The sequence below is a fragment of the Streptomyces sp. NPDC034111 genome (assembly GCF_055575375.1).
On sequence record NZ_JBVIST010000007.1, the window covers coordinates 107,281 to 132,726 of the forward strand.

Annotated in this window: 22 protein-coding genes and 2 tRNA genes; 13 read left to right on the plus strand and 11 right to left on the minus strand. The window is 71.9% G+C overall.

Going from position 1 to position 25,446, the window contains the following annotated elements; all coding sequences use genetic code 11:
* Window positions 1-8 precede the first annotated feature (8 nt).
* The 3 genes from ACZ55A_RS18700 to ACZ55A_RS18710 all read left to right on the plus strand — a co-directional run bounded on the left by ACZ55A_RS18700 (window position 9) and on the right by ACZ55A_RS18710 (window position 2,336).
* Window positions 9-82: transfer RNA gene (locus tag ACZ55A_RS18700), tRNA-Met, on the plus strand.
* A gap of 218 nt (window positions 83-300) precedes the next feature.
* The gene (locus tag ACZ55A_RS18705) at window positions 301-2,151 is read left to right on the plus strand and encodes a tetratricopeptide repeat protein (protein WP_468841103.1); all 1,851 of its coding nucleotides are present in this window, start codon (window positions 301-303) and stop codon (window positions 2,149-2,151) included.
* 111 nt (window positions 2,152-2,262) lie between these two features.
* Window positions 2,263-2,336: transfer RNA gene (locus ACZ55A_RS18710), tRNA-Met, on the plus strand.
* Between the two features lie 154 nt (window positions 2,337-2,490).
* Here the strand turns inward: ACZ55A_RS18710 and ACZ55A_RS18715 are convergent.
* Window positions 2,491-2,910, minus strand: coding sequence for a Fur family transcriptional regulator (locus ACZ55A_RS18715; protein WP_468841105.1), 420 nt, complete (start codon window positions 2,908-2,910; stop codon window positions 2,491-2,493).
* A 160-nt stretch (window positions 2,911-3,070) separates the two neighbouring features.
* Here ACZ55A_RS18715 and ACZ55A_RS18720 point away from each other — a divergent pair, with 160 nt between their 5' ends.
* On the plus strand, window positions 3,071-4,534 hold the full coding sequence (locus ACZ55A_RS18720; protein ID WP_468841107.1) for a catalase: 1,464 nt from the start codon (window positions 3,071-3,073) through the stop codon (window positions 4,532-4,534).
* Window positions 4,535-4,675: 141 nt separating this feature from the next.
* On the opposite strand, the gene ACZ55A_RS18725 is transcribed toward ACZ55A_RS18720, so the two are convergent.
* Window positions 4,676-5,077, minus strand: a complete 402-nt coding sequence (locus tag ACZ55A_RS18725; protein ID WP_468841557.1) for a CBS domain-containing protein — start codon at window positions 5,075-5,077, stop codon at window positions 4,676-4,678.
* Window positions 5,078-5,245: 168 nt separating this feature from the next.
* Window positions 5,246-6,049, minus strand: a complete 804-nt coding sequence (gene hisN, locus ACZ55A_RS18730) for a histidinol-phosphatase (RefSeq protein WP_468841109.1) — start codon at window positions 6,047-6,049, stop codon at window positions 5,246-5,248.
* A gap of 210 nt (window positions 6,050-6,259) precedes the next feature.
* Between hisN and ACZ55A_RS18735 the strand changes: the two genes are divergently transcribed.
* The gene (locus ACZ55A_RS18735; protein ID WP_468841111.1) at window positions 6,260-6,919 is read left to right on the plus strand and encodes a TetR/AcrR family transcriptional regulator; all 660 of its coding nucleotides are present in this window, start codon (window positions 6,260-6,262) and stop codon (window positions 6,917-6,919) included.
* Window positions 6,920-6,990: 71 nt separating this feature from the next.
* Here ACZ55A_RS18735 and ACZ55A_RS18740 read toward each other — a convergent pair whose 3' ends face one another.
* From ACZ55A_RS18740 to ACZ55A_RS18755, 4 genes are all read right to left on the minus strand, one after another.
* Complete coding sequence (locus ACZ55A_RS18740; RefSeq protein WP_468841113.1) at window positions 6,991-7,320, minus strand: DMT family transporter; 330 nt, start codon at window positions 7,318-7,320, stop codon at window positions 6,991-6,993.
* Between the two features lie 151 nt (window positions 7,321-7,471).
* Window positions 7,472-8,479 carry a ribosome small subunit-dependent GTPase A gene (rsgA, locus tag ACZ55A_RS18745; RefSeq protein WP_468841115.1) on the minus strand — a complete coding sequence of 336 codons (1,008 nt, stop codon included), beginning with the start codon at window positions 8,477-8,479 and terminating at the stop codon, window positions 7,472-7,474.
* 13 nt (window positions 8,480-8,492) lie between these two features.
* Window positions 8,493-9,866 carry a 3-phosphoshikimate 1-carboxyvinyltransferase gene (gene aroA, locus ACZ55A_RS18750; RefSeq protein WP_468841117.1) on the minus strand — a complete coding sequence of 458 codons (1,374 nt, stop codon included), beginning with the start codon at window positions 9,864-9,866 and terminating at the stop codon, window positions 8,493-8,495.
* Between the two features lie 154 nt (window positions 9,867-10,020).
* On the minus strand, window positions 10,021-10,734 hold the full coding sequence (locus tag ACZ55A_RS18755) for a M50 family metallopeptidase (RefSeq protein ID WP_468841119.1): 714 nt from the start codon (window positions 10,732-10,734) through the stop codon (window positions 10,021-10,023).
* Between the two features lie 35 nt (window positions 10,735-10,769).
* On the opposite strand from ACZ55A_RS18755, the gene ACZ55A_RS18760 reads away from it, so the two are divergent.
* Both ACZ55A_RS18760 and ACZ55A_RS18765 read left to right on the plus strand, forming a co-directional pair.
* Window positions 10,770-11,600: an SOS response-associated peptidase gene (locus ACZ55A_RS18760; RefSeq protein ID WP_468841121.1), complete on the plus strand. Its 831-nt coding sequence runs from the start codon at window positions 10,770-10,772 to the stop codon at window positions 11,598-11,600.
* A 55-nt stretch (window positions 11,601-11,655) separates the two neighbouring features.
* Window positions 11,656-12,303 carry an alpha/beta hydrolase family protein gene (locus tag ACZ55A_RS18765; protein ID WP_468841123.1) on the plus strand — a complete coding sequence of 216 codons (648 nt, stop codon included), beginning with the start codon at window positions 11,656-11,658 and terminating at the stop codon, window positions 12,301-12,303.
* 97 nt (window positions 12,304-12,400) lie between these two features.
* On the opposite strand, the gene ACZ55A_RS18770 is transcribed toward ACZ55A_RS18765, so the two are convergent.
* The gene (locus tag ACZ55A_RS18770; RefSeq protein WP_468841559.1) at window positions 12,401-12,988 is read right to left on the minus strand and encodes a helix-turn-helix domain-containing protein; all 588 of its coding nucleotides are present in this window, start codon (window positions 12,986-12,988) and stop codon (window positions 12,401-12,403) included.
* 380 nt (window positions 12,989-13,368) lie between these two features.
* On the opposite strand from ACZ55A_RS18770, the gene ACZ55A_RS18775 reads away from it, so the two are divergent.
* The 6 genes from ACZ55A_RS18775 (at window position 13,369) to def (ending at window position 19,702) form a co-directional block, all read left to right on the plus strand.
* A complete protein-coding gene (locus ACZ55A_RS18775; protein WP_468841561.1) occupies window positions 13,369-14,073 on the plus strand; it encodes a sigma-70 family RNA polymerase sigma factor in 705 nt (234 codons plus the stop codon).
* On the plus strand, window positions 14,070-14,480 hold the full coding sequence (gene rsrA / locus ACZ55A_RS18780; protein ID WP_468841125.1) for a mycothiol system anti-sigma-R factor: 411 nt from the start codon (window positions 14,070-14,072) through the stop codon (window positions 14,478-14,480). Before ACZ55A_RS18775 ends, rsrA begins: the two co-directional genes overlap by 4 nt.
* Window positions 14,481-14,664: 184 nt before the next feature.
* Entirely contained in the window at window positions 14,665-16,119 is a 1,455-nt protein-coding gene (locus tag ACZ55A_RS18785; protein WP_468841127.1) for an HD-GYP domain-containing protein, read from the plus strand.
* Window positions 16,116-17,552: an HD-GYP domain-containing protein gene (locus ACZ55A_RS18790; RefSeq protein WP_468841129.1), complete on the plus strand. Its 1,437-nt coding sequence runs from the start codon at window positions 16,116-16,118 to the stop codon at window positions 17,550-17,552. The genes ACZ55A_RS18785 and ACZ55A_RS18790 overlap by 4 nt, the downstream gene beginning before the upstream one ends.
* Before the next feature lie 433 nt (window positions 17,553-17,985).
* A complete protein-coding gene (locus tag ACZ55A_RS18795; RefSeq protein ID WP_468841131.1) occupies window positions 17,986-18,987 on the plus strand; it encodes a tetratricopeptide repeat protein in 1,002 nt (333 codons plus the stop codon).
* A 70-nt stretch (window positions 18,988-19,057) separates the two neighbouring features.
* On the plus strand, window positions 19,058-19,702 hold the full coding sequence (gene def, locus ACZ55A_RS18800) for a peptide deformylase (protein WP_468841133.1): 645 nt from the start codon (window positions 19,058-19,060) through the stop codon (window positions 19,700-19,702).
* Window positions 19,703-19,744: 42 nt separating this feature from the next.
* Here the strand turns inward: def and ACZ55A_RS18805 are convergent, their stop codons facing one another.
* The 3 genes from ACZ55A_RS18805 to ACZ55A_RS18815 form a co-directional block, all read right to left on the minus strand.
* A complete protein-coding gene (locus ACZ55A_RS18805) occupies window positions 19,745-21,718 on the minus strand; it encodes a transglycosylase domain-containing protein (RefSeq protein WP_468841135.1) in 1,974 nt (657 codons plus the stop codon).
* Between the two features lie 109 nt (window positions 21,719-21,827).
* Window positions 21,828-22,931 (minus strand): ribonucleotide-diphosphate reductase subunit beta, encoded by a 1,104-nt coding sequence (locus ACZ55A_RS18810; RefSeq protein ID WP_468841137.1) that lies wholly within the window; start codon window positions 22,929-22,931, stop codon window positions 21,828-21,830.
* Window positions 22,931-25,366 (minus strand): ribonucleoside-diphosphate reductase subunit alpha, encoded by a 2,436-nt coding sequence (locus ACZ55A_RS18815; protein WP_468841139.1) that lies wholly within the window; start codon window positions 25,364-25,366, stop codon window positions 22,931-22,933. The genes ACZ55A_RS18810 and ACZ55A_RS18815 overlap by 1 nt, the downstream gene beginning before the upstream one ends.
* Between the last annotated feature and the right edge of the window lie 80 nt (window positions 25,367-25,446).

Genomic DNA, 25,446 nt, shown 5'->3' on the forward strand with positions numbered 1-25,446 from the left:
CACAACGACGCGGGGTGGAGCAGCTCGGTAGCTCGCTGGGCTCATAACCCAGAGGTCGCAGGTTCAAATCCTGTCCCCGCTACGGAAAGCCGAAGGCCTGGATCCTGATGGATCCGGGCCTTCGTCATGCGCCGTCATACGTTTCGGTGCGATCCGGGCCAAGGCCGGGTCGCGCGGCCCATGTGGGGAACCTGTGTGCTTGAGTTTGGCATGTCGTCGTGTCGGGAAGTCGACAAACCGCTGAAGTGACCTCACTGGCTGCGGTATACCAGGTGTACGCGGGTTACAGGTGATGCGACGATGGGTCTTATGGGGGACAAGGCAAGGTTGTTGGAGACGGACCGGTTTGTACATGCGCCCGATGACGGGCGCGATGCCGAGCTGCGCATGGACGCGATGGAGGTCGCGGAGACCGCCGATGCGTCCGATGCGGTGACCGAGACCGGCCACCGCCGGGCCGCCGAGGCGGGCGACACCGCCGCGATGAGCGCGCTCGGCGCGATGCTGCTGCGCCGCGGTGACCTCGACGGCGCCGAGCCGCATCTGCGCTCCGCGGCCGCCGCAGGGGACCGCGCCGCGGCCAACAACCTCGGCGTCCTGCTCCATCAGCGCGGCTACGGGGACGAGGCGGCCGGCTGGTGGCGGATCGCCGCCGTCGCAGGCTCCGCCGCCGCGGCCCACGCCCTCGGCCGCCACTACCGCGAGCGCGGCGACGAGCCGGCCGCCGAGTACTGGCTGCGCCAGGCGGCCGAGTCCGGCCACTGCCTGGGCGCGTACGCCCTCGCCGACCTGCTGGAGCACCGCGGCGACATCGGCGCCGAGCGCTGGTTCCGGGCCGCCGCCGAGCGCGGGCACCGCGAGGCCGCCTACCGCCTCGCCCGGCTCATCGAGGACGGCCGGGACCCCGAGCGCCGGGCGGTGGGCGCGTACGGCGAGCAGAACCAGCAGGAGGAGGCCGAGCAGTGGTACCGCCAGGCCGCCGCGCGGGGCCACCGCAGGGCCGCGCTCCAGTTGGGCGCGCTGCTGGAGGACCGCGGCGACGTCCAGGAGGCGGGCCGCTGGTACCTGTCCGCCGCCAAGGACGGTGAGGCGCGGGCCGCCTGTGCGCTGGGCTATCTGCTGCGCGACGCCGGGGACGAGGAGAGCGCCGCGGAGTGGTGGCGGCGCGCCGCCCAGGACGGCGACGGCAACGCTGCCAATGCGCTGGGTGCCCTGCACGCCGACCGCGGTGAGCTACAGAGTGCCGAGCGCTGGTACCGCGCCGCGCTGGACGCCGGGGACGTCAACGGCGCGTACAACATCGGGCTGCTGTGTGCCAGGCAGGGCCGGGCCGGGCGCGGTGAGCAGTGGTACCGCAGGGCCGCCTACGCCGGGCACCGCGAGGCCGCCAATGCGCTGGCCATCCTGCTGTTGCAGCGTGGCGACGCCTCGGGGGCCGAGCCGTGGTTCTCCAAGGCGGCCGAGGCCGGCAGCGTGGATGCCGCGTTCAACCTCGGCATCCTCTTCGCCGGCCGCGGCGAGGAGCGGATGGCGCACACCTGGTACGAGCGGGCGGCCGCGGCCGGGCACACCGAGGCGGCGCTCCAGGTCGCCATCGTGCAGCTGCGGGACGGCCGGTTGCAGGACGCGGAGCGCAATCTGCGCTGTGCGGCCGGCGGCGGCAGCGCCGAGGCCGCCTTCCGGCTTGCGGACCTGCTGGACCGCAAGGCCGCGGCGGCCGGCGAGGGGCTGGCCGACAGTGAGCGTCCGGCGGACGACGAGAGCATGCAGTGGTACGAGCGAGCCGCGCGGCAGGGCCACCGCCGGGCCCAGGTTCGGGTTGGCATGTTCGCGGCGGCCCGCGGGGAGGTCGTCGAGGCCGCGGACTGGTACCGCGCGGCGGCCGAGGCCGGCAGCCGTAACGGCGCCTTCAACCTGGGGCTGCTGCTCGCCCGCGAGGGCAGCCTGCCCGAGGCGGCGCTGTGGTGGCAGCGCGCCGCCGAGGCCGGACATGGGCGGGCCGCCCTGCGGCTGGCGCTGCTCGCCGCCCGGCGCGGTGCGCTCGCGGAGGCGCAGCGCTGGTGTGCGCGCGCCGTCGAGCTGGGGCCGCCGGAGGTCGCCGAGCGTGCGGCACGGCTGCGGACGGCGCTCCAGGACGAGCTGAGCGCGTAGCGGCGCCGGAGAGCGCGGGAAGCCCAGGGCCGGGTACTGAAGCCCGGACCCTGGGCTCCGGAAGGAATTTGCGCTGGTCGTCGGCCCGGGGTTACAGTAAGGGCACAACGACGCGGGGTGGAGCAGCTCGGTAGCTCGCTGGGCTCATAACCCAGAGGTCGCAGGTTCAAATCCTGTCCCCGCTACTCACAGGCCAAGGCCCGGATTCCATGGAATCCGGGCCTTCGTCGTATGCGCATACGGGCCGGCCGCGGCCGGGCGCACGCAGGAGCCCGCGGCCTGAGGGGCGCGGGCTCGGTGTGTGGGGTGGTGCGGGCGGGGCCGGTTTGCCGGCTGGGGTCAGGAGCTAGTGCTGCAGTTGGGGCAGATGCCGCGGTAGGTCACGGTGACCTCGGAGACCTGGAAGCCGTAGCGCTCCGGCTCGGGGAGGGCGGAGAGGGGGTCACCCTGCACGTGGACGTCGCGGATCGTGCCGCACTGCGAGCAGACGAGGTGCTGGTGGTCGTGGTGGGCGTTGGGGTCGTAGCGCTTGGCGCGCCCGTCCGTGCTCACCTCGATGACCTCGCCGAGCGAGACCAGCTCGCCCAGGGTGTTGTAGACCGTGGCCCGGGAGATCTCGGGCAGCCGGTCGGACGCCAGCGCATGCACTTCGTCGGCCGTGTAGTGGACGTGGTCTCCGTCGAGGACCTCGGCGACAACGCGTCGCTGCGCGGTCAGCCGCCAGCCGCGTCCCCGGAGCCGTTCCAGCAGGTCACTCATGCCAATCACCTATCAGTCAGATAGAGCCAGGGTAGCAGTGGCCGGTCCATCGCCGGATTGTGTATGGCTTTCGGATGCTTCTTGACTTAGACAATGTCCAATGTAGGATCGTGACCGGCGCAAGCCAAGGGCAGGTGTAGAAGACTTTCAGGAGGCGCACGTGTCGGTAGAGAGCAGCACCGGACCGCTGACCACGGAGACCGGAGCTCCCGTGGGGGACAACCAGAACAGCGAGACGGCCGGCATCGGCGGCCCCGGCCTCATCCAGGACCAGCTCCTGATCGAGAAGCTCGCACACTTCAACCGTGAGCGCATCCCGGAGCGCATCGTGCACGCCCGCGGCGCCGGTGCGTACGGCACGTTCACGGTGACCGCGGACGTGACCAAGTACACCCGCGCCAAGTTCCTCTCGGAGATAGGCAAGCAGACCGAGACCTTCCTGCGCTTCTCCACCGTGGCCGGCAACCTCGGCTCCGCCGACGCGGTGCGTGACCCGCGCGGCTTTGCGCTGAAGTTCTACACCGAGGAGGGGAATTACGACCTCGTCGGGAACAACACCCCGGTCTTCTTCATCAAGGACGCCATCAAGTTCCCGGACTTCATCCACACCCAGAAGCGCGACCCGTACACCGGCTCGCAGGAGGCGGACAACGTCTGGGACTTCTGGGGTCTGTCGCCCGAGTCCACCCACCAGGTGACCTGGCTGTTCGGCGACCGCGGCATCCCCGCCTCGTACCGCCACATGAACGGCTACGGCTCGCACACCTTCCAGTGGAACAACGCCGCCGGTGAGGTCTTCTGGGTCAAGTACCACTTCAAGACCGACCAGGGCATCAAGAACCTCACCGCGGAAGAGGCCGCGGTGCTGGCCGGTGAGGACCCCGACAGCCACCAGCGTGACCTGCGTACGGCCATCGAGCGGGGCGAGTTCCCGAGCTGGACCGTGCAGGTGCAGATCATGCCCGCGGCCGACGCGGCGAACTACCGCTTCAACCCGTTCGACCTGACCAAGGTCTGGCCGCACGAGGACTACCCGCCGATCGAGATCGGCAAGCTGGAGCTCAACCGCAACCCGGAGAACATCTTCGCCGAGGTCGAGCAGTCGATCTTCTCCCCGCACCACTTCGTGCCGGGCATCGGCCCGTCCCCCGACAAGATGCTCCAGGGCCGGCTCTTCGCGTACGGCGACGCGCACCGCTACCGCGTCGGCATCAACGCCGACCACCTGCCGGTCAACCGCCCGCACGCCACCGAGGCGCGTAGCCACGGCCGCGACGGCCTGCTCTACGACGGCCGCCACGGGGGCCAGAAGAACTACGAGCCGAACAGCTTCGGCGGCCCGGCCCAGACCGGTCAGCCGCTGTGGCAGCCGGTCCCGGTGTCCGGCCCCACGGGTGAGCACGCGGCGCCGTCGCACGCCGAGGACGACGACTTCGTCCAGGCCGGCAACCTCTACCGCCTGATGGCGGAGGACGAGAAGGAGCGCCTGATCAACAACCTGGCGGGCTTCATCTCGCAGGTCTCCCGTGACGACATCGCGCAGCGGGCGATCGAGAACTTCCGCAAGGCGGATGCGGACTACGGCAAGCGGCTGGAAGCCGCGGTCCAGGCCCTGCGCGGCTGACACCAGGAGCTCCGTCAGGGGTGCCGCTCGCCGTAACAGCCGAAGAGGCCGGATGCCATGGGGCTCCGGCCTCTTCGTGCACCCGGTACCGGGAGGTGTCCTCCGTGTGTGCCCTCCGGATGCCTGTTCTCGCGCCCGTTCTCAGGCCGGTACCGCGCCCGCCCGTACGTCCACGGCCGACCAGCAGCGGATGATGTCGCGTACGGACACGACGCCGACCGGCTCATGGTTGTCGAGCACGATCAGATGGCGGAAGCCGCCGCGCACCATGGCCTCCGCGGCCTGGTCCAGCGTCCAGTCCGGGGCGGCGAAGACCACATCGGGGGTGGTGTGGGTGTGCGCGGTCTCCCGGTCGGGATTCTCGCCCGCACCAAGCGAGTTGAGGATGTCGCGCTCGGTGAGGATGCCGATGCCGCTGTTGTCGTTGTCGAGGACCACGGCCGAGCCGACCCGGCGGGCCGCCATCAGCTGCGCCGCCTGGCGGAGGGTGTGTGCCGGCCCGATGGTGAGGACCACCGTGCTCATGGCGTCTTTGACGGACATGGGCATGGAGTGGAGCCACCTCCTTGGTGAATGTGCTTGCGAAGGGATTCACAAGTTCACAAAGTGGGGGATTCTCATGTTCACATGCCTCGATGGATGCAACAAGGGGCAAGTGCTGGACAGATGTCCGGGCACTCGCCCCTTCGCCCGCGTCTCCGTAGGCCGCCGTCAGTGCTTGGCGTCGCCGAGGTAGCTGAGCAACTCCTCGTGCAGCAGACCGTTGGAGGCCGCCGCATTGCCGCTGTGCGGGCCCGGCTTGCCGTCCAGGCCGGTGAACTGCCCGCCGGCCTCCTTGACGACCACCGCACAGGCCGCCATGTCCCACAGCGACAGCTCAGGCTCCGCGCAGATGTCCACCGCGCCCTCGGCGACCAGCATGTACGGCCAGAAATCGCCGTAGGCCCGGGTCCGCCAGCAGTCCCGGCTCAGATCGAGGAACCCGGGCAGCCTGCCGCGCTCCTCCCAGCCGGTCAGCGAGGAGTACGCGAACGAGGCGTCCTGGATGCGGCCGACCTTTGACACCTGGAGCCGGGTCGCGGAGGTCAGGCTGCGGCCGGTGAAGGCACCCAGGCCGTCCGCGGCCCACCAGCGGCGGTTGAGCGCCGGCGCGGAGACGATGCCGACCACCGGGCGGTCGCCGCCCTCACCGCGCTCCATCAGGGCGATCAGCGTCGCCCAGACCGGCACCCCGCGGACGTAGTTCTTCGTCCCGTCGATCGGGTCGATGATCCAGCGGCGCGGCCCCGCGCCCTCACTGCCGAACTCCTCGCCGAGCACCGCGTCCCGTGGCCGGGCCCGCTGGAGCTGGCCGCGGATCAGCTCCTCGGCGGCCTTGTCCGCCTCGCTCACCGGAGTCATGTCCGGTTTGGTCTCGACCTTGAGGTCGAGCGCCTTGAAGCGCTCCATGGTGGCGGCGTCCGCGGCGTCGGCCAGTACATGGCCGAGGCGAAGATCATCGTGATAGTCGGGCATGTGCGAACAGTATCCATTGGTATACGCGGGAGCCACACGGCCATGCGCGGCCCGGCGTGTGTCGCCTCCGGCCAGGTGGGCGCACGCCGGAGCGGGGAGGGCGGAGCGGTCCGGGGAGCCGGCCCTGTGACGACCCTTGACACTGCCTGATGTCACGTCAATTCTGTGCGAAAACCGGCCACCTGGGCCGGGCGGCCGGGGAGGCGATGGATGCCCGCAGCGCGTGAATCCCTGCTGGACGCCGCCTATACGGCGCTGACGGCCCGGGCCTGGACGGCCGTACGGATGGTCGATGTCGCGGCCGAGGCCGGGGTCTCCCGGCAGACGCTCTACAACGAGTTCGGCAGCAAGGACGGGCTGGCGCGTGCGCTGGTGCGCCGGGAGACCGACAACTACCTCGCCGGGGTCGCCCGGGTACTTGCCCGGGGCGGCGCACCGGCCGCCGGGGCGCGCGGCGATGCGGCGGCCCGGGTGGTCGCCGCGGCTTCCTGGACGCTGCGTACCGCACGCACCAATCCGCTGGTCAGAGCCGCGCTGACGGGCTGCTGGGGCGACCGGCTGCCGTCCCCTGCGGCAGGGGTGGGGGAGCCGGCCCCGGCCGAACTCGTCGGCCGGCTGCGCGACCAGGCGGTCGCGGCGCTGGAGCCGGGGTGGCCCGAGGAGGAGCTGCCCGCGCTGGGTGTTGCCTGCGAGACCGCGGTGCGGCTGACGCTGTCCTGTGTGCTCGCACCGGTGGCACCGGGCGCTGTGCCGGGACGCGTACCGGCACAGCGGACCCGCCGGGAGGCCGAGACGGAGACCGTCTCACGGCTCGTGCGGGGTGCCTTCGCGCGGCTTCCGGACGGCGTGGCGCCGGCCGACCAGGGGTGACGGGGAGCCAACAGGGGGCAGTGGTACGGCAGTTGACAGTCCGGGCGTCGGCCGTGGAAGCGCTGCCGGAGTCAGTGTCCCGAGCCCGACAGCTGTAGCCCGATCACGCCCACGATGACCAGGGTGATGGAGACGATCTTCAGGGTGGAGACCAGGTCGCCGAGGAAGACCATGCCGTAGACCGCGGTGCCCGCCGCGCCGAGGCCGGTCCAGACCGCGTAGGCCGGGCCGACGTCGAGCCGGCGCAGCGCCAGCGTCAGCAGACCGAAGCTGGCCAGGGCGAACGCGGCGAAGGCGATGGTCGGGTAGATGCGGGTGAAGCCGTGCGAGAGCTTCAGGCAGACCGCGAAGCCGGTCTCCAGCAGCCCGGCCACCACGACCAGCAGCCACGACCACGCCATAACCACGCCTCCGTCAGCTGGATGGGTGACGACGGGACTTCACCCTCACTCGTCCGGGGCCCCGTCCGGGCGACCAGGGCCTGGTGACCAGTTCGTCAGCCTTGGTGTGATTATGCATTTACCTCGGCAGGGTGGTGGCAAACGTCGGTGATCAGTCGCCCTCGCGTCGCTCCCGGGTGGCCAGGAGGCGCCGCAGCGAGTAGAGGCGGGCCGGATCGGCGTGGCCGGTGGCGACCCACTCGTCCAGTGCGCAGTCCTGCTCGTCGTGGCTACAGGCGCGCGGGCATTCGACGGTGCCCGGCTCCAGGTCGGGGAAGGCGTGGATGACCCGGGACGGGTCGATGTGCGCCAGCCCGAAGGAGCGGACGCCCGGGGTGTCGATGACCCAGCCCGAGCCGCCGGGCAGCGGCAGCGCCAGCGCGGAGGTGGTGGTGTGCCGGCCGCGGCCGGTGACGGCGTTGACGTGCCCTGTGGCCCGGCGGCGCTCCGGGACCAGGGCGTTGACCAGCGTCGTCTTGCCGACGCCGGAGTGTCCGACGAACGCCGTCATACGGCCCGTCAGCGCCTGCCGGACCCGCTCGGCGGCGCTGCCGTCGGTGAGTTCGTCGCGGTTGGTGACGACATAGGGGACGCCGAGCGCGCCGTAGGACTCCAGCAGGGTGTCGGCGGGGGCCAGATCGGACTTGGTCAGCACCAGCAGCGGGTCCAGGCCCGCGTCGTAGGCGGCGACCAGACAGCGGTCGATCAGACGGGGGCGCGGCTCGGGGTCGGCCAGTGCGGTGACGATCGCGAGCTGGTCGGCGTTGGCGACCACGACCCGCTCGTACGGGTCGTCGTCGTCGGCCGTACGGCGCAGCGTCGAGGAGCGCGGCTCGACCCGGACGATCCGGGCGAGGGTGTCCTTGGCACCGGTCAGATCGCCGACCACGGCGACCCGGTCGCCGACCACCGCGCTCTTGCGGCCCAGCTCACGGGCCTTCATCGCGGTGACCGTACGGCCGTCGACGAGACAGGTCAGCCGGCCGCGGTCGACGGTCAGGACCAGGCCCTCGCCGGCGTCCAGGTGCTTGGGGCGGATGTTGGTGCGGGGACGGTTGCCCTTGGGGTTGGGCCGGACGCGGATGTCGTCCTCGTCGGGGTTCTTGCCGTAGCGGCGCATGGCGCGTCAGCCCTCACGCTCTCCGGGCGGGGACGGCCGACGGACCGAGCATCTGTGTCCACAGCGCGGGGAAGTCGGGCAGGGTCTTGGCCGTCGTGGCGACGTTCTCCACCTCCACGCCCTCGACCGCGAGGCCGATGACCGCCGCGGCGGTGGCCAGCCGGTGGTCCTCGTAGGTGTGGAAGACCCCGCCGTGCAGGGGGCGCGGCCGGATGTGCAGACCGTCCGCGGTCTCGGTGACATCGCCGCCGAGTTCGTTGAGCTCCTTGGTGAGCGCGGCCAGCCGGTCGGTCTCGTGCAGCCGCAGATGGGCCACCCCGCGCAGCGTCGAGGGGGAGTCGGCCAGCGCGGCGACCGCGGCGATGCCCGGGGTCAGCTCGCCGACCTCGCTCAGGTCGACGTCGATGCCGTGGATCCGGCCGCTGCCGGTGAAGGTCAGGCCGTGCTCGGTCAGCTCGCAGGAGCCGCCCATGGTGGTGAAGATCTCGCGCAGCGCGTCACCGGGCTGGGTGGTGTGCTCGGGCCAGTCGGGGATGGTGACGCTGCCGCCGGTGACCAGCGCGGCGGCCAGGAACGGCTGGGCGTTGGACAGATCCGGCTCGACGACCAGATCGCGGCCGAGCATCGCGCCCGGGGTGACCCGCCAGACGTTGGGCTCGCCGCCCGCCTCCGGGGTGTCCACCTGCGCGCCGACGCTGCGCAGCATGTCGACGGTCATCCGGATGTGCGGCATCGAGGGCAGCGCGGCGCCGATGTGCCGGACCTCGACGCCCTGGTTGAAGCGCGGCGCGGACAGCAGCAGGGCGCTGACGAACTGGGAGGACGAGGACGCGTCGATCTCGACCGCACCGCCCTCCAGGGCGCCGCCGCCGAAGACCGTCATCGGGAGCGCACCGCGGTTGTCGTCGTCGATCCGGGCGCCCAGGGCGCGCAGCGCGTCGATGACCCCGCCGAGCGGGCGCTCGTAGGAGCGCGGGTCGCCGTCGAAGCGGACCGGGCCGTCGGCCAGCGCGGCGACCGGCGGCAGGAAGCGCATGACCGTTCCGGCATTGCCGACGTCGATGGTGGCCGGGCCGTGCAGCCCCGCCGGGATGATCCGCCAGGCCTCACCGCCGCCGGGCTGCCCGGCACCCTCGGCGGAGCCGGCGGAGCTCGAGGAGGCCGTCTCCTCGATGCCGACACCCATGGTGCGCAGCGCCTCGGCCATCAGCAGGGTGTCGCGGGAGCGCAGCGGGCGGCGCAGCCAGCCGGGCTCGGAGGAGAGGGCGGCCAGCACCAGGCCGCGGTTGGTGACCGATTTGGAGCCGGGCACGGTGACGGTTGCATCGACGGCGCCGGAGGCGAGGGGGGCGGGCCACAGGGCGGGGTGTGCGGGGCTCTCGGTCATGCCCTTACTTTAATGGCTGGGCAAGGGTGCCGATCTTGATCAAAAGTGGCACAGCCCCTCCGGCACACGGCGCCGACACCGTGCGCGCGTACCGGGGTGCGGCAAGCGGCGGAAACGCAGGGCCCGTTGGGACGGGAACCGGCCGCGGACGGCGTCACAGGCCCAGCAGCCAGCGGCCGCCGCCTATCAGGGAGCACAGCGTCACCACGTGGAAGAGGCCGAGCCAGACGGCAGCCGGGACATTGGTCAGCCGTGCCAGCTGGTCCGGATCGGAGTCCGCTGCCCCGCCCCGGCGCCGCTTGCCCATCAGCTCGAACGGCGGCCGCACCCCGCCCAGCAGCAGGAACCACACCACCATGTACCCGAACGCGGCCTGCACCTCGGCCGTCGTCATCCAGGAGACCAGCACGAACGTGGCGCCGGCCAGTACGACGGTCAGTACGCCGTAGGCGTTGCGGATCATGACCAGCATCGCCAGCAGCAGCGCGGTGGCGCCCCACAGCAGCGCCGTGATGTGCCCCGCGGCGAGCAGCGCGGCGCCGGCCAGACCCAGCAGGGACGGCGCGATGTAGCCGGCCGCGGCGGTCAGCACCATGCCGAGACCGGTCGGCTTGCCACGCGAAACGGTCAGACCCGAGGTGTCCGAGTGCAGCCGGATGCCGTCCAGACGGCGTCCGGTGACCAGCGCGATCAGCCCGTGCCCGCCCTCGTGCGCGATGGTGACGGCGTTGCGCGACAGCCGCCAGGTGGTGTGCGGGACGACGGCGCCCAGCGCGAGCACCGCCGTGACGATCACCAGCCAGAGCGAGGGGGCGGGCTGGGTCCCGAAGACGCGGCCCCATATGTCGGTGAGGTGGTCGGTGTCCATGTCTCCCCTTCGTGTGGCATGGCAGTGTGGCATGTATGTGCGGTAGGTATGCAGCGAGCCGACGCCCGGAGGACCTGGTGGGGGTCTTCGGCGTGCAGCAGTGGGAGCCGAAGGAGACCCTGGCGCCCAGTTGGAACGTGGCTCCGACGGACAACGTGCACGCGGTGCTCGAACGCCCCCTCAAGGGCGAGGCGGCCGGGGCCTTCCCGCCGGGCCCGGTGCGCCAGCTGCGGACGCTGAAGTGGGGCCTGGTCCCGTCGTGGTCGAAATCACCCGAGGGCGCGGCGCGGATGATCAATGCGCGGGCCGAGACGGTGCACGAGAAGCCGTCCTTCCGCCAGGCCTTCGCGGTCCGCCGCTGTCTGCTGCCCGGTGACGGCTACTTCGAGTGGGTCACCGACCCCGCCGAGCGTCAGCTGGAGGAGCAGGGCAGGAAGAAGCGGCCCCGTAAGCAGCCGTACTTCGTCACGCCCGCCGACGGCTCGGTGATGGCGATGGCCGGGCTGTACGAGTTCTGGCGGGACCGGACGCTGCCCGGGGACCACCCGCTGGCCTGGTGGGTGACGTGCGCGGTGGTCACCACCGAGGCCGAGACCACCCCGCTGGCCGGGGCGGACGGCGGTGAGGGGCCGCAGGCGCTGGCCGACATCCACCCGCGGATGCCGCTGGTGCTCACCCCGGACCGCTGGGACGCCTGGCTCGACCCGGACCGCACGGACCCCGACACCGTGCAGGACCTGCTGGCGCCGCCGCCCCCCGGCATGATGCGCGCCTATCCGGTGTCCACCGAGGTCAGCAATGTCCGCAACAACGGGCCCGAGCTGGTGGCCGAGCTGGAGGCACCCGAGGTCGGCACGCTGTTCTGAGGTGCCCGTGCGTGCTGCGGTGCCCTTCCCGCCGCGGCGCGGGCAGGATGGGCGTATGAGTACAGGGGCGATGGAGACCGAGACGGTCGCGACACCGGTGGGCGACGCCCGGATCACCTGGTACCGCGACGCGGAGCCGGCCCGGGCCGTGGTGGCCGTCAGCCACGGCGCCGGCGGCGGCATCGAGGCGCGTGATCTGCGGGCGCTGGCGGCGGTGCTGCCGGCCCGCGGCTACACCGTGGCGCTGGTCGAGCAGCCGTGGCGGGTGGCCGGCAAGAAGGTGGCGCCCGCGCCGAAGACCCTGGACACCGGGTGGACCGCGCTGTGGCCGGCGCTGGAGAAGCCGGGGCTGCCGGTGGTGGCCGGCGGCCGGAGCGCCGGGGCCCGGGTGGCCTGCCGTACGGCGCGTGAGCTGGGCGCCGAGGCCGTACTGGCGCTGAGCTTTCCGCTGCACCCGCCGGGCAGGCCGGAGAAGTCACGGGTCGACGAGCTGACCGGCGCCGGGGTGCCGACGCTGGTGGTCCAGGGCGGCCGGGACCCGTTCGGCCGGCCTGCGGAGTTCCCGCCGGGGACCACGCTCACCGAGGTCCCGCACGGCGACCACGGCTTCGCGGTGCCGAAGAAGGCGGGCGTCGGCGAGGCGGAGTCGATGGCGGTGCTCACGGACGCGGTGGTGGCGTGGCTGGACGGGATGTTCGGCTGACCGCTGGGGTGGGGGCCGGCGGCAGGTGCGGCTGACCGGGCGGGCCGGGACCCCGGACGGCCGCCCGGACCGGGGTGCCGCGTCGCGGCCCGCGGAGTCAGTCCGCCCGCCCCCGCGGCCGGGCCCGTACGTGCATCCGCTCGCCCTGCCGGCCGAACAGGCTCAGCAGCTCCACCGGCTCGCTGTCCGCGGGTCCGAACCAGTGCGGCAGCCGGGTGTCGAACTCCGCCGCCTCCCCGGCCCGCAGCTCCACATCGCGGTCGGCCAGCAGCAGCCGCAGCCGCCCGGACAGGACGTACAGCCACTCGTAGCCCTCGTGCGTCCGCTGCTCGGGCGGACCGCCGCCCGGGTCGATGACCAGCTTGAACGCCTGGAGCGCGCCCGGCTGCCGGGTCAGCGGCACCACGGTCCGGTCCCCGCGCCGCACCGGCACCGCGCGTACCCGCGGATCGCCCACCTGCGGCGCCCCCACCAGCTCGTCCAGCGGCACCTGGTGCGCCTGCGCCAGCGGCAGCAGCAGTTCGAGGGTGGCCCGGCGGCCGCCGGACTCCAGCCGCGAGAGCGTGCTCACCGAGATCCCGGTCGCGTCGGAGAGCGCGGCGAGCGTCACCCCGCGCTCCTGGCGCAGCCGCCGCAGCCGCGGGCCCACCTCGGCGAGCACCCGCTCGTAGGCGTCCTCGGTCACGCCGCCACCGCCACCGTCGCCGCCGTCGTTTCCCTTCGCGCCGCCGCGCGCCTTGTCGTCCACCTCTCCATTGCCGAACCGGCAAGGGGCTTTGTCAACCCGGGCGGCTGGCGGACAAAGATCGCCCCGCCGGACGGGAATGCCCCGGCGGACGCGGCTGTTGTGGCTTGCGTAGGTACTCGAGTACGTCCAGCGCAGCACGAGGAATGGGAGTCCGCCGCATGGGAATCGCTTGCCCGGCCCGCCCGGCCGCTGATCTGCCGTGGTCGCAGATGCAGGTGACGCAGCCCGCCCTGGCTGGAGCGGCGGCGGCATCGGATCGTCGTCTATTCTCCGAATCGAGTGGGTCCGCTTCCGGATCCGTGACGGTGTTGGAGGAGGTGGGTCCGGTCACCGGTACCGACGCAGGGGCCGACGGCGCGGCTGAGGAGAAGTCTGCGCGCCGGGAGGAGAGTGCGTCCGAGCGCAATGCGCGCTTCGAGCGGGATGCGCTCACCTTCCTCGACCAGATGTACTCCGCCGCGCTGCGCATGACGCGCAATCCGGCCGATGCGGAGGACCTGGTGCAGGAGACGTACGCCAAGGCGTACGCGTCCTTCCACCAGTTCCGGGAGGGCACCAACCTCAAGGCCTGGCTCTACCGCATCCTCACGAACACCTTCATCAACTCCTACCGCAAGAAGCAGCGGGAGCCCCAGCGCAGTGCCGCCGACGAGATCGAGGACTGGCAGCTGGCGCGCGCCGAGTCGCATATGTCGACGGGTCTGCGCTCCGCCGAGTCCCAGGCGCTCGACCACCTGCCCGACTCGGACGTGAAGGCCGCGCTCCAGGCGATCCCCGAGGAGTTCCGTATCGCCGTCTACCTCGCGGACGTCGAGGGCTTTGCGTACAAGGAGATCGCGGACATCATGGGGACACCCATCGGCACGGTGATGTCCCGACTGCACCGCGGCCGGCGCCAACTGCGCGGCATGCTGGAGGACTACGCCCGTGAGCGCGGGCTGGTCCCGGCGGGGGCGACGGCTGCGGACCCGCAGGCCGCGCGGACGTCGGAGTCGCACGACCGGAAAGGCTCGGGATCATGAGCTGCGGACAGCCGCACGAGAAGGACTGCTCAGAGGTCCTTGACCACCTCTACGAGTATCTCGACCGCGAGATGCCCGCCGGGGAGTGCGCGGAGTTCCAGGTGCATCTCGAGGAGTGCTCGCCGTGCCTGGAGAAGTACGGGCTGGAGCAGGCCGTCAAGAAGCTCGTCAAGCGCTGCTGCGGGCATGACGACGTCCCCAGCGATCTGCGCTCCAAGGTGATGGGCCGGATCGACCTCATCCGGGCGGGCGAGACCGTGCCCGAGGTGAGCGTGCTCGAACAGGCACGGCACGAAGCGGCACAGCGGGAGCAGGCCGACGCGGAGGCCCGCTCCGAGGAGGCCGGCGGGCCGTCCGGGACGGCCGGCTCCGCCGAGGCACGTTCGAAGACCGCGCGCGCCGAATAAGGCGGCAGATCACCCTAAGGGGTGAGGGGCGGGCGATTCGTCCGGCCCGATCCGCTGATGCGCCTTCCCCGGCGCCCCAGCCCCTCTATTCTCACCGGACCCGAGCGCACTGCGGATGCGGGCGCCGGGCATCCCCTGCTCCCCACGGGCGGGGGAGAGCCGTGGGCACGGTGAGGAGGGCGCGATGCGGGGACTTCCGGCGGCCGCGCGAGGGTACATCGGCTGCGCCGCCCTGGTCGCGGCGCTGTGCACCGCCCCCGCCGTACGGCTCGGCCCTGGCGCCCCCTGGAGCACCGCTCTGACCCTGGCCGCTCTCTATGCGCTGTGCGAACGGCTCCGCCGCTGCCCGCTGACGGGCGGCCGCACGCCGCACGGGACATGGTCGTCCGCGGGCCCCGGCTGGGCCGGCCCGGTGCTGCTCGCCGCGGTCTTCCTGCTGCCGCCGCCACTGGCCGCCCTGGCGGCCGTGCCGGGCGCCCTGCTCGCCCCGGCCGCGGCCCGCTCGGCCGCGGCCCGCAGACTCTGGCACGCCGCCGAGCTGGCGCTCGCCTGCTCCGCGGCCGCCTGGGTCTTCGGCGCCCTGGGCCACCAGCCGCTCACCGCACCGGAGTTCCCCGTCCTGCTGCTGCCCGCCGCGGCCGCCGCAGCGGTCTTCTGCGCGGTGCCGGCGGCGCTGGAGGGCGGGGTGCTGGTCACCGCCGAACGGCACCCCGTACGCACCGCCTGGCGCGGTCTGCTGACCCGCTCGCTGGGCCCGCACCTCGTCCACGGCCTCGCCGGGCTGATGATGGCGGTCCTGTGGTGCAGCTCGTACGGGCCGCCGGCGGCGCTGCTGGTGCTGCTGCCGATGTATCTGTCGTGCTGGGTCTTCGACCGCTACCACCGCGAGCGCGCCGCCCATCAGGCCACCATCCGGGCCCTGGTGCAGGCCGTGGACCTCAAGGACCGCTACACCCGGGGGCACAGCGAGCGGGTCGGCCGGGCCTCCGTGATGATCGCCCGGGAACTGGGCATGGCGGAGGACCGGGTCGAGGCGCTGAGGTTCGCCGGCATCCTGCACGACGTCGGCAAACTCGGCGTCCCCACCCGGCTGTTGCGCAAGGACGGCCCCCTGACCCCGGAGGAGCGCCGGGTCATCGAGCTGCATCCGGAGTACGGACACGAGATCGTGCGCGGCATCGGCTTCCTGGGAGAGGCGCGGAAAGCGATCCTGCACCACCACGAACGGCTCGACGGCCGCGGCTACCCCTACGGCCTGAGGGGGCATCAAATTCCCGAGTTCGCCAGGGTGGTGGCGGTCGCCGACGCCTTCGACGCGATGACCTCGACCCGCTCCTACCGCCGGGCCCGGCCGGTGCCGGCGGCGGTCGCGGAGCTGCGCCGGTGCGCCGGTGCGCAGTTCGATCCGCGGATGGTCCGGGCGCTGGTGGCGTCGCTCGACCGGTACGGCTGGCATCCGGACCTGGTGACGGCGGCGGACCCGGAGCCGGGAGGGGTGCGAGGTGGTGTGCGGGGCGCCGGAGGAAACGTCACGCCCCCGCAGGTGGAAGGGGCGCATGACGCGGACGGGGTGCGCGGGGCGGAAGGGACGCGAGGGACGGACGGTGTGCCGGGGGCGGTACGGGACGGTGCCCGATGACCGGCACGCCTACCGGCACGCCTGAGGAGCCTTCCGAGGAGCCCCCCGAGGTCAGGACCCCCGAGGACCGGCGCCCCGAGGACGACCGGGCCCGCGAGGACCGCCCGGCCCCGGACGACCACACCGCCCGCTGCGCCGGCCGGTCCGCCGCCCGCGGCCGCGCGGTGATCGCCGCGGTGTATGTGCCGGCCGCCGCCCTGGCGTGCTGGTCGCTCGGCGGCACGCTCTGGGAGGGGCTGGAACAGCCCGGTATCGCGCTGGCCTTCGGCGTCCTGATCGCGGTGGGTGAGCTGGCCGGCCGGGGCCCGGCACCGGCAACGGAGGACGGGCGGGCGCCGGGGGAGCGGGAGGGCGCACCGCTCGGCGCGGCCGGCGCGCTCGCGTATGCGCTGCTCGGCGAGGCCGGCGGCCGCCCGACCACCCATGGCGTGGCGCAGGTCGTGGCGGTCGTCCTGGCGGCCGGGCTGGTCGGGCTGGTCCCGCGGCTCGCGCGCGGCCGGGGGCCGGCGCTGGATCCGCTGGCGCGCCGGGTGCTGACCGTCGGCTTCGCCGCCACCTGCTTCCAACCTCTGTACAACACCGGGAGGTTGGGCAGCTGGCTGGCGTCCGGTCCTGGCTGGGCGCTCTTCCTGGTCGGTCTGCTGGCCCTGACCACGTTGTGTGACGCGGTGCTGGCCGCCGCGCTCGCCCGGGCCCGTACCGGCTGGCCGTACGGACCGCTGCTGCGCGACGAGTTGCGGGCGCTGCTCGGCATCGGCACCGCCATCTGTGCCACCGGGGTGGTGATCTCGCTCGCCACCGCGGTCGCCGGACTGTGGGCGCTGCCGGTGTTCTGTCTGCCGCTGCTGCTGACCGAGTGTGCCTTCCGCCGGTTCGCGGCGGTGCGCGCCACCTACCGCCAGACCATCGCCTCACTGGCCCGCTCCACCGAGATCGCCGGGTACACCCCGCACGGTCACGCCCGCAGGGTGGCCGCGCTCAGCCGGGCGGTGGGCCGTGAACTCGGCCTGAACGGACCGGATCTGGACATGCTGGAGTACGCCGCCCTGATGCACGACATCGGCCAGCTCTCGCTGTTGGACCCGGTGCCCGACGGGGCGACCGCACCGCTGCCGCCCGCCGAGCAGCGCCGGATCGCGCTGCTGGGCGGCGCCGTCGTCCGGCAGACCGGGGTGCCCCCGGAGGTGGCGGTGATCGTCGAGCGGCAGGCCGATCCGTACCGGGACCAGCCGGTCACGGCACGTATCGTCCGCACCGTCAACGCCTACGACGATCTGTCGGGCGGCAGCGCGGGGCCCGGCGGCCCGCTGCGCGCCCTGGAGCGGCTGCGGCTGGCGACCGCCCAGGACCATGAACCCCAGGTCGTGGAGGCGCTGGCCCGGGTCCTGGCGCGCGGTGGACGAGCCGTGTGCGCCGGGCGCAAGGCGGTGTGAGTGCGCCGATGTGAGCGGTGCACGGTGCCGCTTGTGCGGCCCGCTGCGGGCTCCCCGCGACCGGCCCGCGGACCCCTCCCCGAACGTATCGGACGGTAAGGTCGGAACTAGCCCATGACGGGTGGAGAACGCTCCCCGCCGGATCCGTCCGGTCGCGCCGAAACCCCGCCGTTGAGCCTTCGCAAAGTGCCCGAGGTCATGGAACCCATGGGTAATGAGCGCCCTTCGAGATGGGCATGGTTGGATGCGAAGGAAGCCCCTTCAGGGGGGTTCAGGGGGTCGGCACAGGGCAAGGAGCCGCAGGGGGCGCAGCAAACCAGGCTGAGCCCGACGGCAATCTGTGGCAGGTTGTCGAGTGGGCCCCCAGAAGGGCCCCGGGCGCCGCTCGGGACACCTCCGGAGCGGCATCGAGAGCAACCAGCAGGCGGGAATCGTGAGGATCTTCGGCAAGGTACGGCACCGGCCCTCCGCCTCGTGGCGACAGGCGACCGACCGCGCTTTCACGCTGATCGGCGACGGCCGTTACGAGGACGCGGGGGCGCTGCTGACCCGCGCCGCGGACATGGAGCCGTGGCTGTCGGAGTCCTGGTTCAACCTGGCCCTGCTGCACAAGTTCCGGCACGACTGGGAGCAGGCGCGGGCCGCCGGCCTGCGCGCGGTGGCGCTGCTGGACCGCGAGAGCGGGGCGCCCGACTGGTGGAACGTCGGGATCGCCGCCACCGCCCTCCAGGACTGGCCGCTGGCCCGCCGCGCCTGGCAGGCGTATGGGCTCAAGGTCCCCGGCGACGGCTCCCCGTCCGGCGAACCGCTCGGTATGGCCCTGGGCAGCGCCGCCGTCCGCCTCTCCCCGGAGGGCGAGGCCGAGGTGGTCTGGGGCCGACGGCTGGACCCGGCCCGTATCGAGGTGCTGTCCATCCCGCTGCCGTCCTCCGGGCGGCGCTGGGGCGAGGTGGTGCTGCACGACGGCGTACCGCACGGCGAGCGCACCACCGCCGCGGGCACGGCCGGTGCCACCCGGGCGTTTCCGGTCTTCGACGAGATCGAGCTGTGGGCGCCCTCCCCGGTCCCCACCTGGGTGGTGCTGCTGGAGGCCGCCACGGAGGCCGACCGGGACGCCCTGGAGCGGCTGGCGGCCGATGCCGGCTTCGCCGCCGAGGACTGGTCGTCCTCGGTACGGCTGCTGTGCCGTACGTGCTCGGAGAGCCGGATGCCCAGCGACGAGGGCGACGGCGAGCATCTGGACCCGCACGACCACAGTGAGCCGGGCCATCCCGGTCCGCTCGGACACCGCACCGCGGGCTCGGGATCCCTGTGGGTCCCGGAGCGCGAATGCGGGATCGCGGCGCCGTCCGCCCTGGTGCGCGGCCTGCTCGACGGCTGGGTCGCGGACAGCCCGGACACCCGGGAATGGCGCGATCTTGAAGAGGTCTGCTGAGGGCCCGCTCCGGTCCCCGTAGGCTGTACGGCGACTCATCAGGGTTTTTTGAGGAAGGCGTACGGCGGAGATGGCCCAGCAGCCTGTGTTTGATCAAGACGGTGACCAGCGGGTGGACGACGAGTTCATCGACGATGTCACGGACGCCGAGGAGCGGGAGGCCGCCCACCGCGCACGCGGCACCTCGCGGCCGATCACGGTTGTCGGCAACCCGGTGCTCCACAAGGAGTGCAAGGACGTCACGTCGTTCGACGACGAGCTCGCCCAGCTCATCGACGACATGTTCGCCAGCCAGCGCACCGCCGAGGGCGTGGGCCTGGCCGCGAACCAGATCGGTGTGGACCTGAAGGTCTTCGTCTACGACTGCCTGGACGACCAGGGCGTCCGGCACGTCGGTGCGGTCTGCAACCCGGTGCTGGACGAGCTGCCCGCCGAGCGCAGGGTGCTGGACGACTCCAACGAGGGCTGTCTGTCGGTGCCCGGTGCGTACGCGGAGCTGGCCCGCCCCGATTACGCCGTCGTCCGGGGGCAGGACGCCAAGGGCGAGCCGATCGCGGTGGAGGGCACCGGCTACTTCGCGCGCTGCCTCCAGCACGAGACCGATCACCTCTACGGCTACCTCTACATCGACCGGCTCAGCAAGCGGGACCGCAAGGACGCGCTGAAGCAGATGGCCGAGCAGGAGCCGCGCTACCCCGTCGTCGCCAACGACTGAGGACGGTGGGCGCCCGGCCCCGTGGCCGGGCGCCCAGGCGCGTCAGGACGCGTTCTGGTAGGCGCTCCAGACCTTCGGGGGCAGGTCCGTGCCCAGTGCCTTGTCGTCGCCGCCGACGCCCTGCATGGGCAGCAGCTCGGGCGCTCCCGGCTTGTTGCGGAACAGGGTGATGGCGGTGGTCGGCTCGCCGCCGTCGCCGGGCGTGAGGCCGGGGCGCACCCCGTCCCACTTCCCCGCTCCGGTGCCGGGGCCGGTGCCGGTCTCCGGGCCGGCGACCGGGCTGCCGATGAACCACGCCGACTTCATCCGGTCGCCGGGCTCGGTGCGGCCCGCCGCGACCAGCTGCCGGGACGCCTTGCCGCCGGGCAGGCCCGGCGTGCGCAGGCCCAGCCCCTCCAGGGTGCCGGACACCTGCTGGGCGACCCCGGCGTCGAGGACCTGGTCGGGCTCGGCCCGGTCGAAGCCGTGGACCTTCTTGCCGCCGTAGGTCATCGATGACACCGCGTACGGGTCGGAGTGCAGTCCGCCGTTGACGAACGTGGTGTAGGCGCTCGCCATCCGGATCGCGCTGGGTGCGGAGGTGCCCAGCGGGAAGGTCTGCTCCAGGCGGGCCATGCTCTCCTCGCGCAGGCCCGCGGCCACCGCCAGATCCCGGATCCGCTCCAGCCCGATGTGCTGCCCGGCCTGAACGAACGGCGGGTTCTCGGCCTTCAGCAGGGCCGAGCGGAGATTTTCCGGTCTGCTCTTGAGGTCCACCGGCTGCGCCTGGTCCGTGCCCTCGTACGTGTCGAAGGAGTCGTCGGGCCGGTCGAGCAGCTGCTGGAACGCGGCCGCCAGCACGAACGGCTTGAAGGCGGAGCCGGCCGGAACCGCCGTGGTGTCCGCGTTGTTGCTGAAGTGCCGGGTGGCGTCCGTGCCGCCGTAGACGGCGAGGATCGCCCCGTCCTTCGGACGGACGGAGGCCGCGCCGAACTCCACGTAATTGTCCGCGGCGCGCTTCTTCGGGTCGATGTTCTGACGGCGGACATCGGTGACCGCCTTTTCCAGGCGGCGGGTGCGCTCCTTGTCGAAGGTGGTGTGAATGCGGTAGCCGCCGCGTGCCAGGTCCTTGTCGGTGAGCCCGGTCTTCGACTTGACGAACTTGTTGGCCACATCGACGAGATAACCGATCTGGCCGGCCTGGCTGGTGGGCTTCGAGGGTGACCGGGGCTCGGGGAATTTCCGGTACTTGGCCCGTTCCTGCTCGCTCATCTTCCCGGTGGCGACCTGCCGGTCGAGTATCCACTTCCAGCGCGCCACGGCCCGCTCGTGGTTGGCCTTGCCCATCCCCGGGTCGTACTGCTCCGAGCCCTTCAGCAGGGCGGCCAGCAGGGCGCCCTGACTGGGGTTCAGGTCCTTGGCGTCGATGCCGTAATACGCATGGGCGGCGGCCTGTATGCCGTACGAACCCCGGCCGAACCAGCTGGTGTTGAGGTAGCCGCGCAGAATCTCCTGCTTGGACTGCTGATTGCTCACCTTCAGCGCAATGATGAATTCCCTCAGCTTGCGGGTGACCGTCTGGTCCTGCGAGAGATAGGTGTTCTTCACATATTGCTGGGTGATGGTGGAGCCGCCCTGGGTCTCCTCACCGGAGACCATATTGACCACCGCGCGGGCGATGCCCTGGAAGGAGATGCCCGGGTCGCTGTAGAAGGTGGCGTTCTCCGCGGCGATGACGGAGTTCTCGACGGAGTCCGGCACCTTGTCGAGGGCGACGTTCTGCCGGTTGACGGCGCCCACGCTCACCATCTGGCTGCCGTCCGCCCAGTAGTAGACGGTGGCCTCCTGTCCGGCCAGCGTATTCTCGTTCGGGATGTCGACATTTGCATACACAATGGCGAACAGCCCGGCCAGCGAGAGGATGCCGAAGCCGAGGGTGCCGAGCCACAGCCGCCATGACGGCAGCCAGCGGCGCGGCCCCTCCCGGCCCCGGCGCGGATAGTCGATGAACCGGCGACGCCCCTTCGTGCCCTTCATACCCAGATAGATGCGCGGGCCACGGCTCCGGTTGCCGAGGTAACAGAACGCTCACAATCGGGGGTTGACCAGGCTGAAGGGGCGTCGCGGCCGGGGGAGTTGCCCGTCTCTAGAAGTCGTCGTCGAAGGAGACCGAACCCTCGACGGCGACCTGATAGGCGGAGGCCCGGCGCTCGAAGAAGTTGGTCAGCTCCTGGACGTTCTGGAGCTCCATGAAGGAGAACGGGTTCTCCGAGCCGTACACAGGCGCGAAGCCGAGCCGCTGAAGCCGCTGGTCGGCGACGCACTGGAGGTACTCGCGCATCGACTCGGTGTTCATCCCCGGCAGGCCGTCACCGCACAGGTCGCGGCCGAACTGGAGCTCCGCCTCGACGGCCTCCCTGAGCATCTCGGTGACCTGCTGCTCCAGCTTGTCGTCGAAGAGGTCGGGCTCCTCCTCGCGGACGGTGTCCACCACGGAGAAGGCGAACTCCATGTGCATGGACTCGTCCCGGAAGACCCAGTTGGTGCCGGTGGCGAGCCCGTGCAGCAGACCGCGCGAGCGGAACCAGTAGACGTAGGCGAAGGCGCCGTAGAAGAACAGGCCCTCGATGCACGCCGCGAAGCAGATCAGGTTGAGCAGGAAGCGGCGCCGGTCGGCCTTGGACTCCAGCCGGTCGATGCTCTCGACCGAGTCCATCCACTTGAAGCAGAACTCGGCCTTCTCACGGATGGAGGGGATGTTCTCCACGGCCGCGAAGGCGGCGGCGCGGTCCTCCGGGTCGGGCAGATAGGTGTCCAGCAGCGTCAGATAGAACTGGACGTGCACCGCCTCCTCGAAGAGCTGACGGCTCAGGTACAGCCGCGCCTCGGGGGAGTTGATGTGCTTGTAGAGCGTCAGCACCAGGTTGTTGGCGACGATCGAGTCACCGGTCGCGAAGAACGCGACCAGCCGGCCGATCATGTGCTGCTCGCCCGGCGAGAGCTTGGCGAGGTCGGCGACGTCGGAGTGGAGGTCGACCTCCTCCACGGTCCAGGTGTTCTTGATCGCGTCGCGGTACCGGTCGTAGAACTCCGGGTACCGCATCGGACGCAGCGTCAGCTCGAAGCCCGGGTCGAGGAGGTTCTTCGCGCCGGTGGTGGCGGTGTGCGCCGCTGCGGCATTCGTCTCGGTGGGGCTGCCGGCGCGCAGCGCCGTCGTTGAGGGGCGGTGGTCGGGCGACGGGTGGGACATTACTGGCAGGCCTCGCAGGACTCGGGGTTTTCCAGGGAGCAGGCGACCGCCTCGGGGTCGGTGACCTGCTGCGGCACGGGGACGGACGCGGCGGAGGTGCCGCGGGCCGACTGGGCGATCCGGGTCGCCGGACGGGAACGCAGGTAGTACGTCGTCTTGATGCCGCGCTTCCAGGCGTAGGCGTACATCGAGCTGAGCTTGCCGATGGTCGGCGACGCCATGAAGAGGTTCAGCGACTGGCTCTGGTCCAGGTACGGCGTACGGGCCGCGGCCATGTCGATCAGGGCGCGCTGCGGGATCTCCCAGGCGGTGCGGTACAGCGCCCGGATCTCCTCGGGGATCCAACTGACGTCCTGCACCGAGCCGTTCGCCTCGCGCAGCGCGTCACGGGTCCGGGCGTCCCACAGTCCCAGGGCCTTGAGCTCCTCGATCAGATAGGCGTTGACCTGGAGGAACTCGCCGGACAGCGTCTCGCGCTTGAAGAGGTTGGAGACCTGCGGCTCGATGCACTCGTACACGCCGGCGATCGAGGCGATGGTCGCGGTCGGCGCGATCGCCAGCAGCAGCGAGTTACGCATTCCGGTCATGGCGATACGGCTGCGCAGCGCCGCCCAGCGGTCCGCCCAGCGGGGCTCGGCGTTGGGGTAGTGGTCCGGGTGCAGCACTCCACGGGCGGTGCGGGTCGCGGACCAGGCCGGGTGCGGGCCGTGCCGCTCGGCGAGGTCGGCGGACGCCTCGTAGGCGGCGAGCATGATCCGCTCGGAGATCCGGGTGGACAGCTCCTGCGCCTCGGGCGAGTCGAAGGGCAGCCGCAGCCGGAAGAAGACGTCCTGAAGGCCCATCAGGCCCAGACCGACCGGGCGCCAGCGGGAGTTGGAGGCGCCGGCCTGCTCGGTCGGGTAGAAGTTGATGTCCACGACGCGGTCGAGGAAGGTGACGGCCGTACGGACCGTGGCGTCCAGCTGCTCCCAGTCCATCTCACCGTCCGCCCCCAGGTGGGCGGCGAGGTTGACCGAGCCGAGGTTGCAGACCGCGGTCTCCCCGTCGTCGGTCACCTCCAGGATCTCGGTGCACAGGTTGGAGGAGTGCACGACCTTGCCGCGCTCGGCGGTCTGGTTGGCGGTGCGGTTGGCGGCGTCCTTGAAGGTCATCCAGCCGTTGCCGGTCTGCGCCAGGGTGCGCATCATGCGCGAGTACAGCACCCGGGCCGGGATCTGCTTGAGCGCCCGGCCCTCGGCCTCGGCCTTGCGGTACGCGGCGTCGAACTCCTCGCCCCACAGGTCCACCAGCTCCGGGACGTCCGAGGGCGAGAACAGCGACCAGTCGGTGTCCGCCTCGACCCGGCGCATGAACTCGTCGGGGATCCAGTGCGCGATGTTCAGGTTGTGGGTACGGCGGGCCTCCTCACCGGTGTTGTCGCGCAGCTCCAGGAACTCCTCGATGTCCGCGTGCCAGGTCTCCAGGTACACACAGGCGGCGCCCTTGCGCCGGCCGCCCTGGTTCACGGCCGCGACCGAGGCGTCCAGCGTGCGCAGGAAGGGCACGATGCCGTTGGAGTGCCCGTTGGTGCCGCGGATCAGCGAACCGCGGGCGCGGATGCGGGAGTACGAGAGGCCGATGCCGCCGGCGTGCTTGGAGAGCCGGGCGACCTGGTGGTACCGGTCGTAGATCGAGTCCAGCTCGTCCAGCGGAGAGTCCAGCAGGTAGCAGGACGACATCTGGGGGTGGCGGGTACCGGAGTTGAAGAGGGTGGGGGAGGAGGGCAGGTACGACAGCGAGCTGGTCAGACGGTAGAGCTCGGCGACATCGGCCACGGCCCGCTCGGTGTGGTCCTCGGCCAGGCCGCAGGCCACCCGCAGCAGGAAGTGCTGGGGGGTCTCGATGACCTGACGGGTGGTGGGGTGGCGCAGCAGGTAGCGCGAGTGCAGCGTACGCAGTCCGAAGTACCCGAACCGGTCGTCGGCCCCGTCCGTGAGCGCCTGGTCGACCAGCGCGTCCAGCCGCCCGGCGTGCGTCCGTACGAACTCCGCGGTCTCATCGGCGATCAGCCCCTCGCGGTGGCCGACCTCGATGGAGGCGGAGAAGGCGACCGCCCCCTGTGCGGCCGCCTCCTCCGAGATCGAGAGGGTGAGCAGCCGCGCGGCGAGCTTGGAGTACTGCGGCTCGTCGCCGATCAGACCGGCCGCGGCCTCGATGGCCAGCGACCGCAGTTCGGCCTCGTCGGAGCCCGCGTGCCGGCCGCGCAGGGCGGCGGCGGCCACCTTGCCGGGGTCGGTCGCGGTCAGGTCCTCGGTCAGCTCGGTCAGGGTGCGCAGCAGCGCAACACCCGGACCGTCCTGTCCGTCCTCGCCCGGCCCGGCGGGGGTTCCAGGCGTGACCACGGCAGGCGGCACGACCTCGGCGTCTGACGCGGGCTCCGTTGGCGCGATGGTCACGTGATGCTCTCCCTCACTCGGCGGGGGCCAGGAGGGGGGCGACGGGCGCACGCGGGCATGCGGCACCCCATGACGATCAG

Bases quoted from the DNA above. Each gene is read 5' to 3' on its own strand.
- ACZ55A_RS18785 (WP_468841127.1), top strand. From the start codon at position 14,665: ATGCGGGGACTTCCGGCGGCCGCGCGAGGGTACATCGGCTGCGCCGCC.
- ACZ55A_RS18725 (WP_468841557.1), bottom strand. From the start codon at position 5,077: ATGTCCGTCAAAGACGCCATGAGCACGGTGGTCCTCACCATCGGGCCG.
- aroA (WP_468841117.1), bottom strand. From the start codon at position 9,866: ATGACCGAGAGCCCCGCACACCCCGCCCTGTGGCCCGCCCCCCTCGCC.
- ACZ55A_RS18740 (WP_468841113.1), bottom strand. From the start codon at position 7,320: ATGGCGTGGTCGTGGCTGCTGGTCGTGGTGGCCGGGCTGCTGGAGACC.
- rsgA (WP_468841115.1), bottom strand. From the start codon at position 8,479: ATGCGCCGCTACGGCAAGAACCCCGACGAGGACGACATCCGCGTCCGG.
- ACZ55A_RS18715 (WP_468841105.1), bottom strand. From the start codon at position 2,910: ATGAGTGACCTGCTGGAACGGCTCCGGGGACGCGGCTGGCGGCTGACC.
- ACZ55A_RS18790 (WP_468841129.1), top strand. From the start codon at position 16,116: ATGACCGGCACGCCTACCGGCACGCCTGAGGAGCCTTCCGAGGAGCCC.
- ACZ55A_RS18705 (WP_468841103.1), top strand. From the start codon at position 301: ATGGGTCTTATGGGGGACAAGGCAAGGTTGTTGGAGACGGACCGGTTT.
- ACZ55A_RS18760 (WP_468841121.1), top strand. From the start codon at position 10,770: ATGTGCGGTAGGTATGCAGCGAGCCGACGCCCGGAGGACCTGGTGGGG.
- ACZ55A_RS18765 (WP_468841123.1), top strand. From the start codon at position 11,656: ATGAGTACAGGGGCGATGGAGACCGAGACGGTCGCGACACCGGTGGGC.
- ACZ55A_RS18805 (WP_468841135.1), bottom strand. From the start codon at position 21,718: ATGAAGGGCACGAAGGGGCGTCGCCGGTTCATCGACTATCCGCGCCGG.
- ACZ55A_RS18755 (WP_468841119.1), bottom strand. From the start codon at position 10,734: ATGGACACCGACCACCTCACCGACATATGGGGCCGCGTCTTCGGGACC.
- ACZ55A_RS18810 (WP_468841137.1), bottom strand. From the start codon at position 22,931: ATGTCCCACCCGTCGCCCGACCACCGCCCCTCAACGACGGCGCTGCGC.
- ACZ55A_RS18735 (WP_468841111.1), top strand. From the start codon at position 6,260: ATGCCCGCAGCGCGTGAATCCCTGCTGGACGCCGCCTATACGGCGCTG.
- def (WP_468841133.1), top strand. From the start codon at position 19,058: ATGGCCCAGCAGCCTGTGTTTGATCAAGACGGTGACCAGCGGGTGGAC.
- rsrA (WP_468841125.1), top strand. From the start codon at position 14,070: ATGAGCTGCGGACAGCCGCACGAGAAGGACTGCTCAGAGGTCCTTGAC.
- hisN (WP_468841109.1), bottom strand. From the start codon at position 6,049: ATGCCCGACTATCACGATGATCTTCGCCTCGGCCATGTACTGGCCGAC.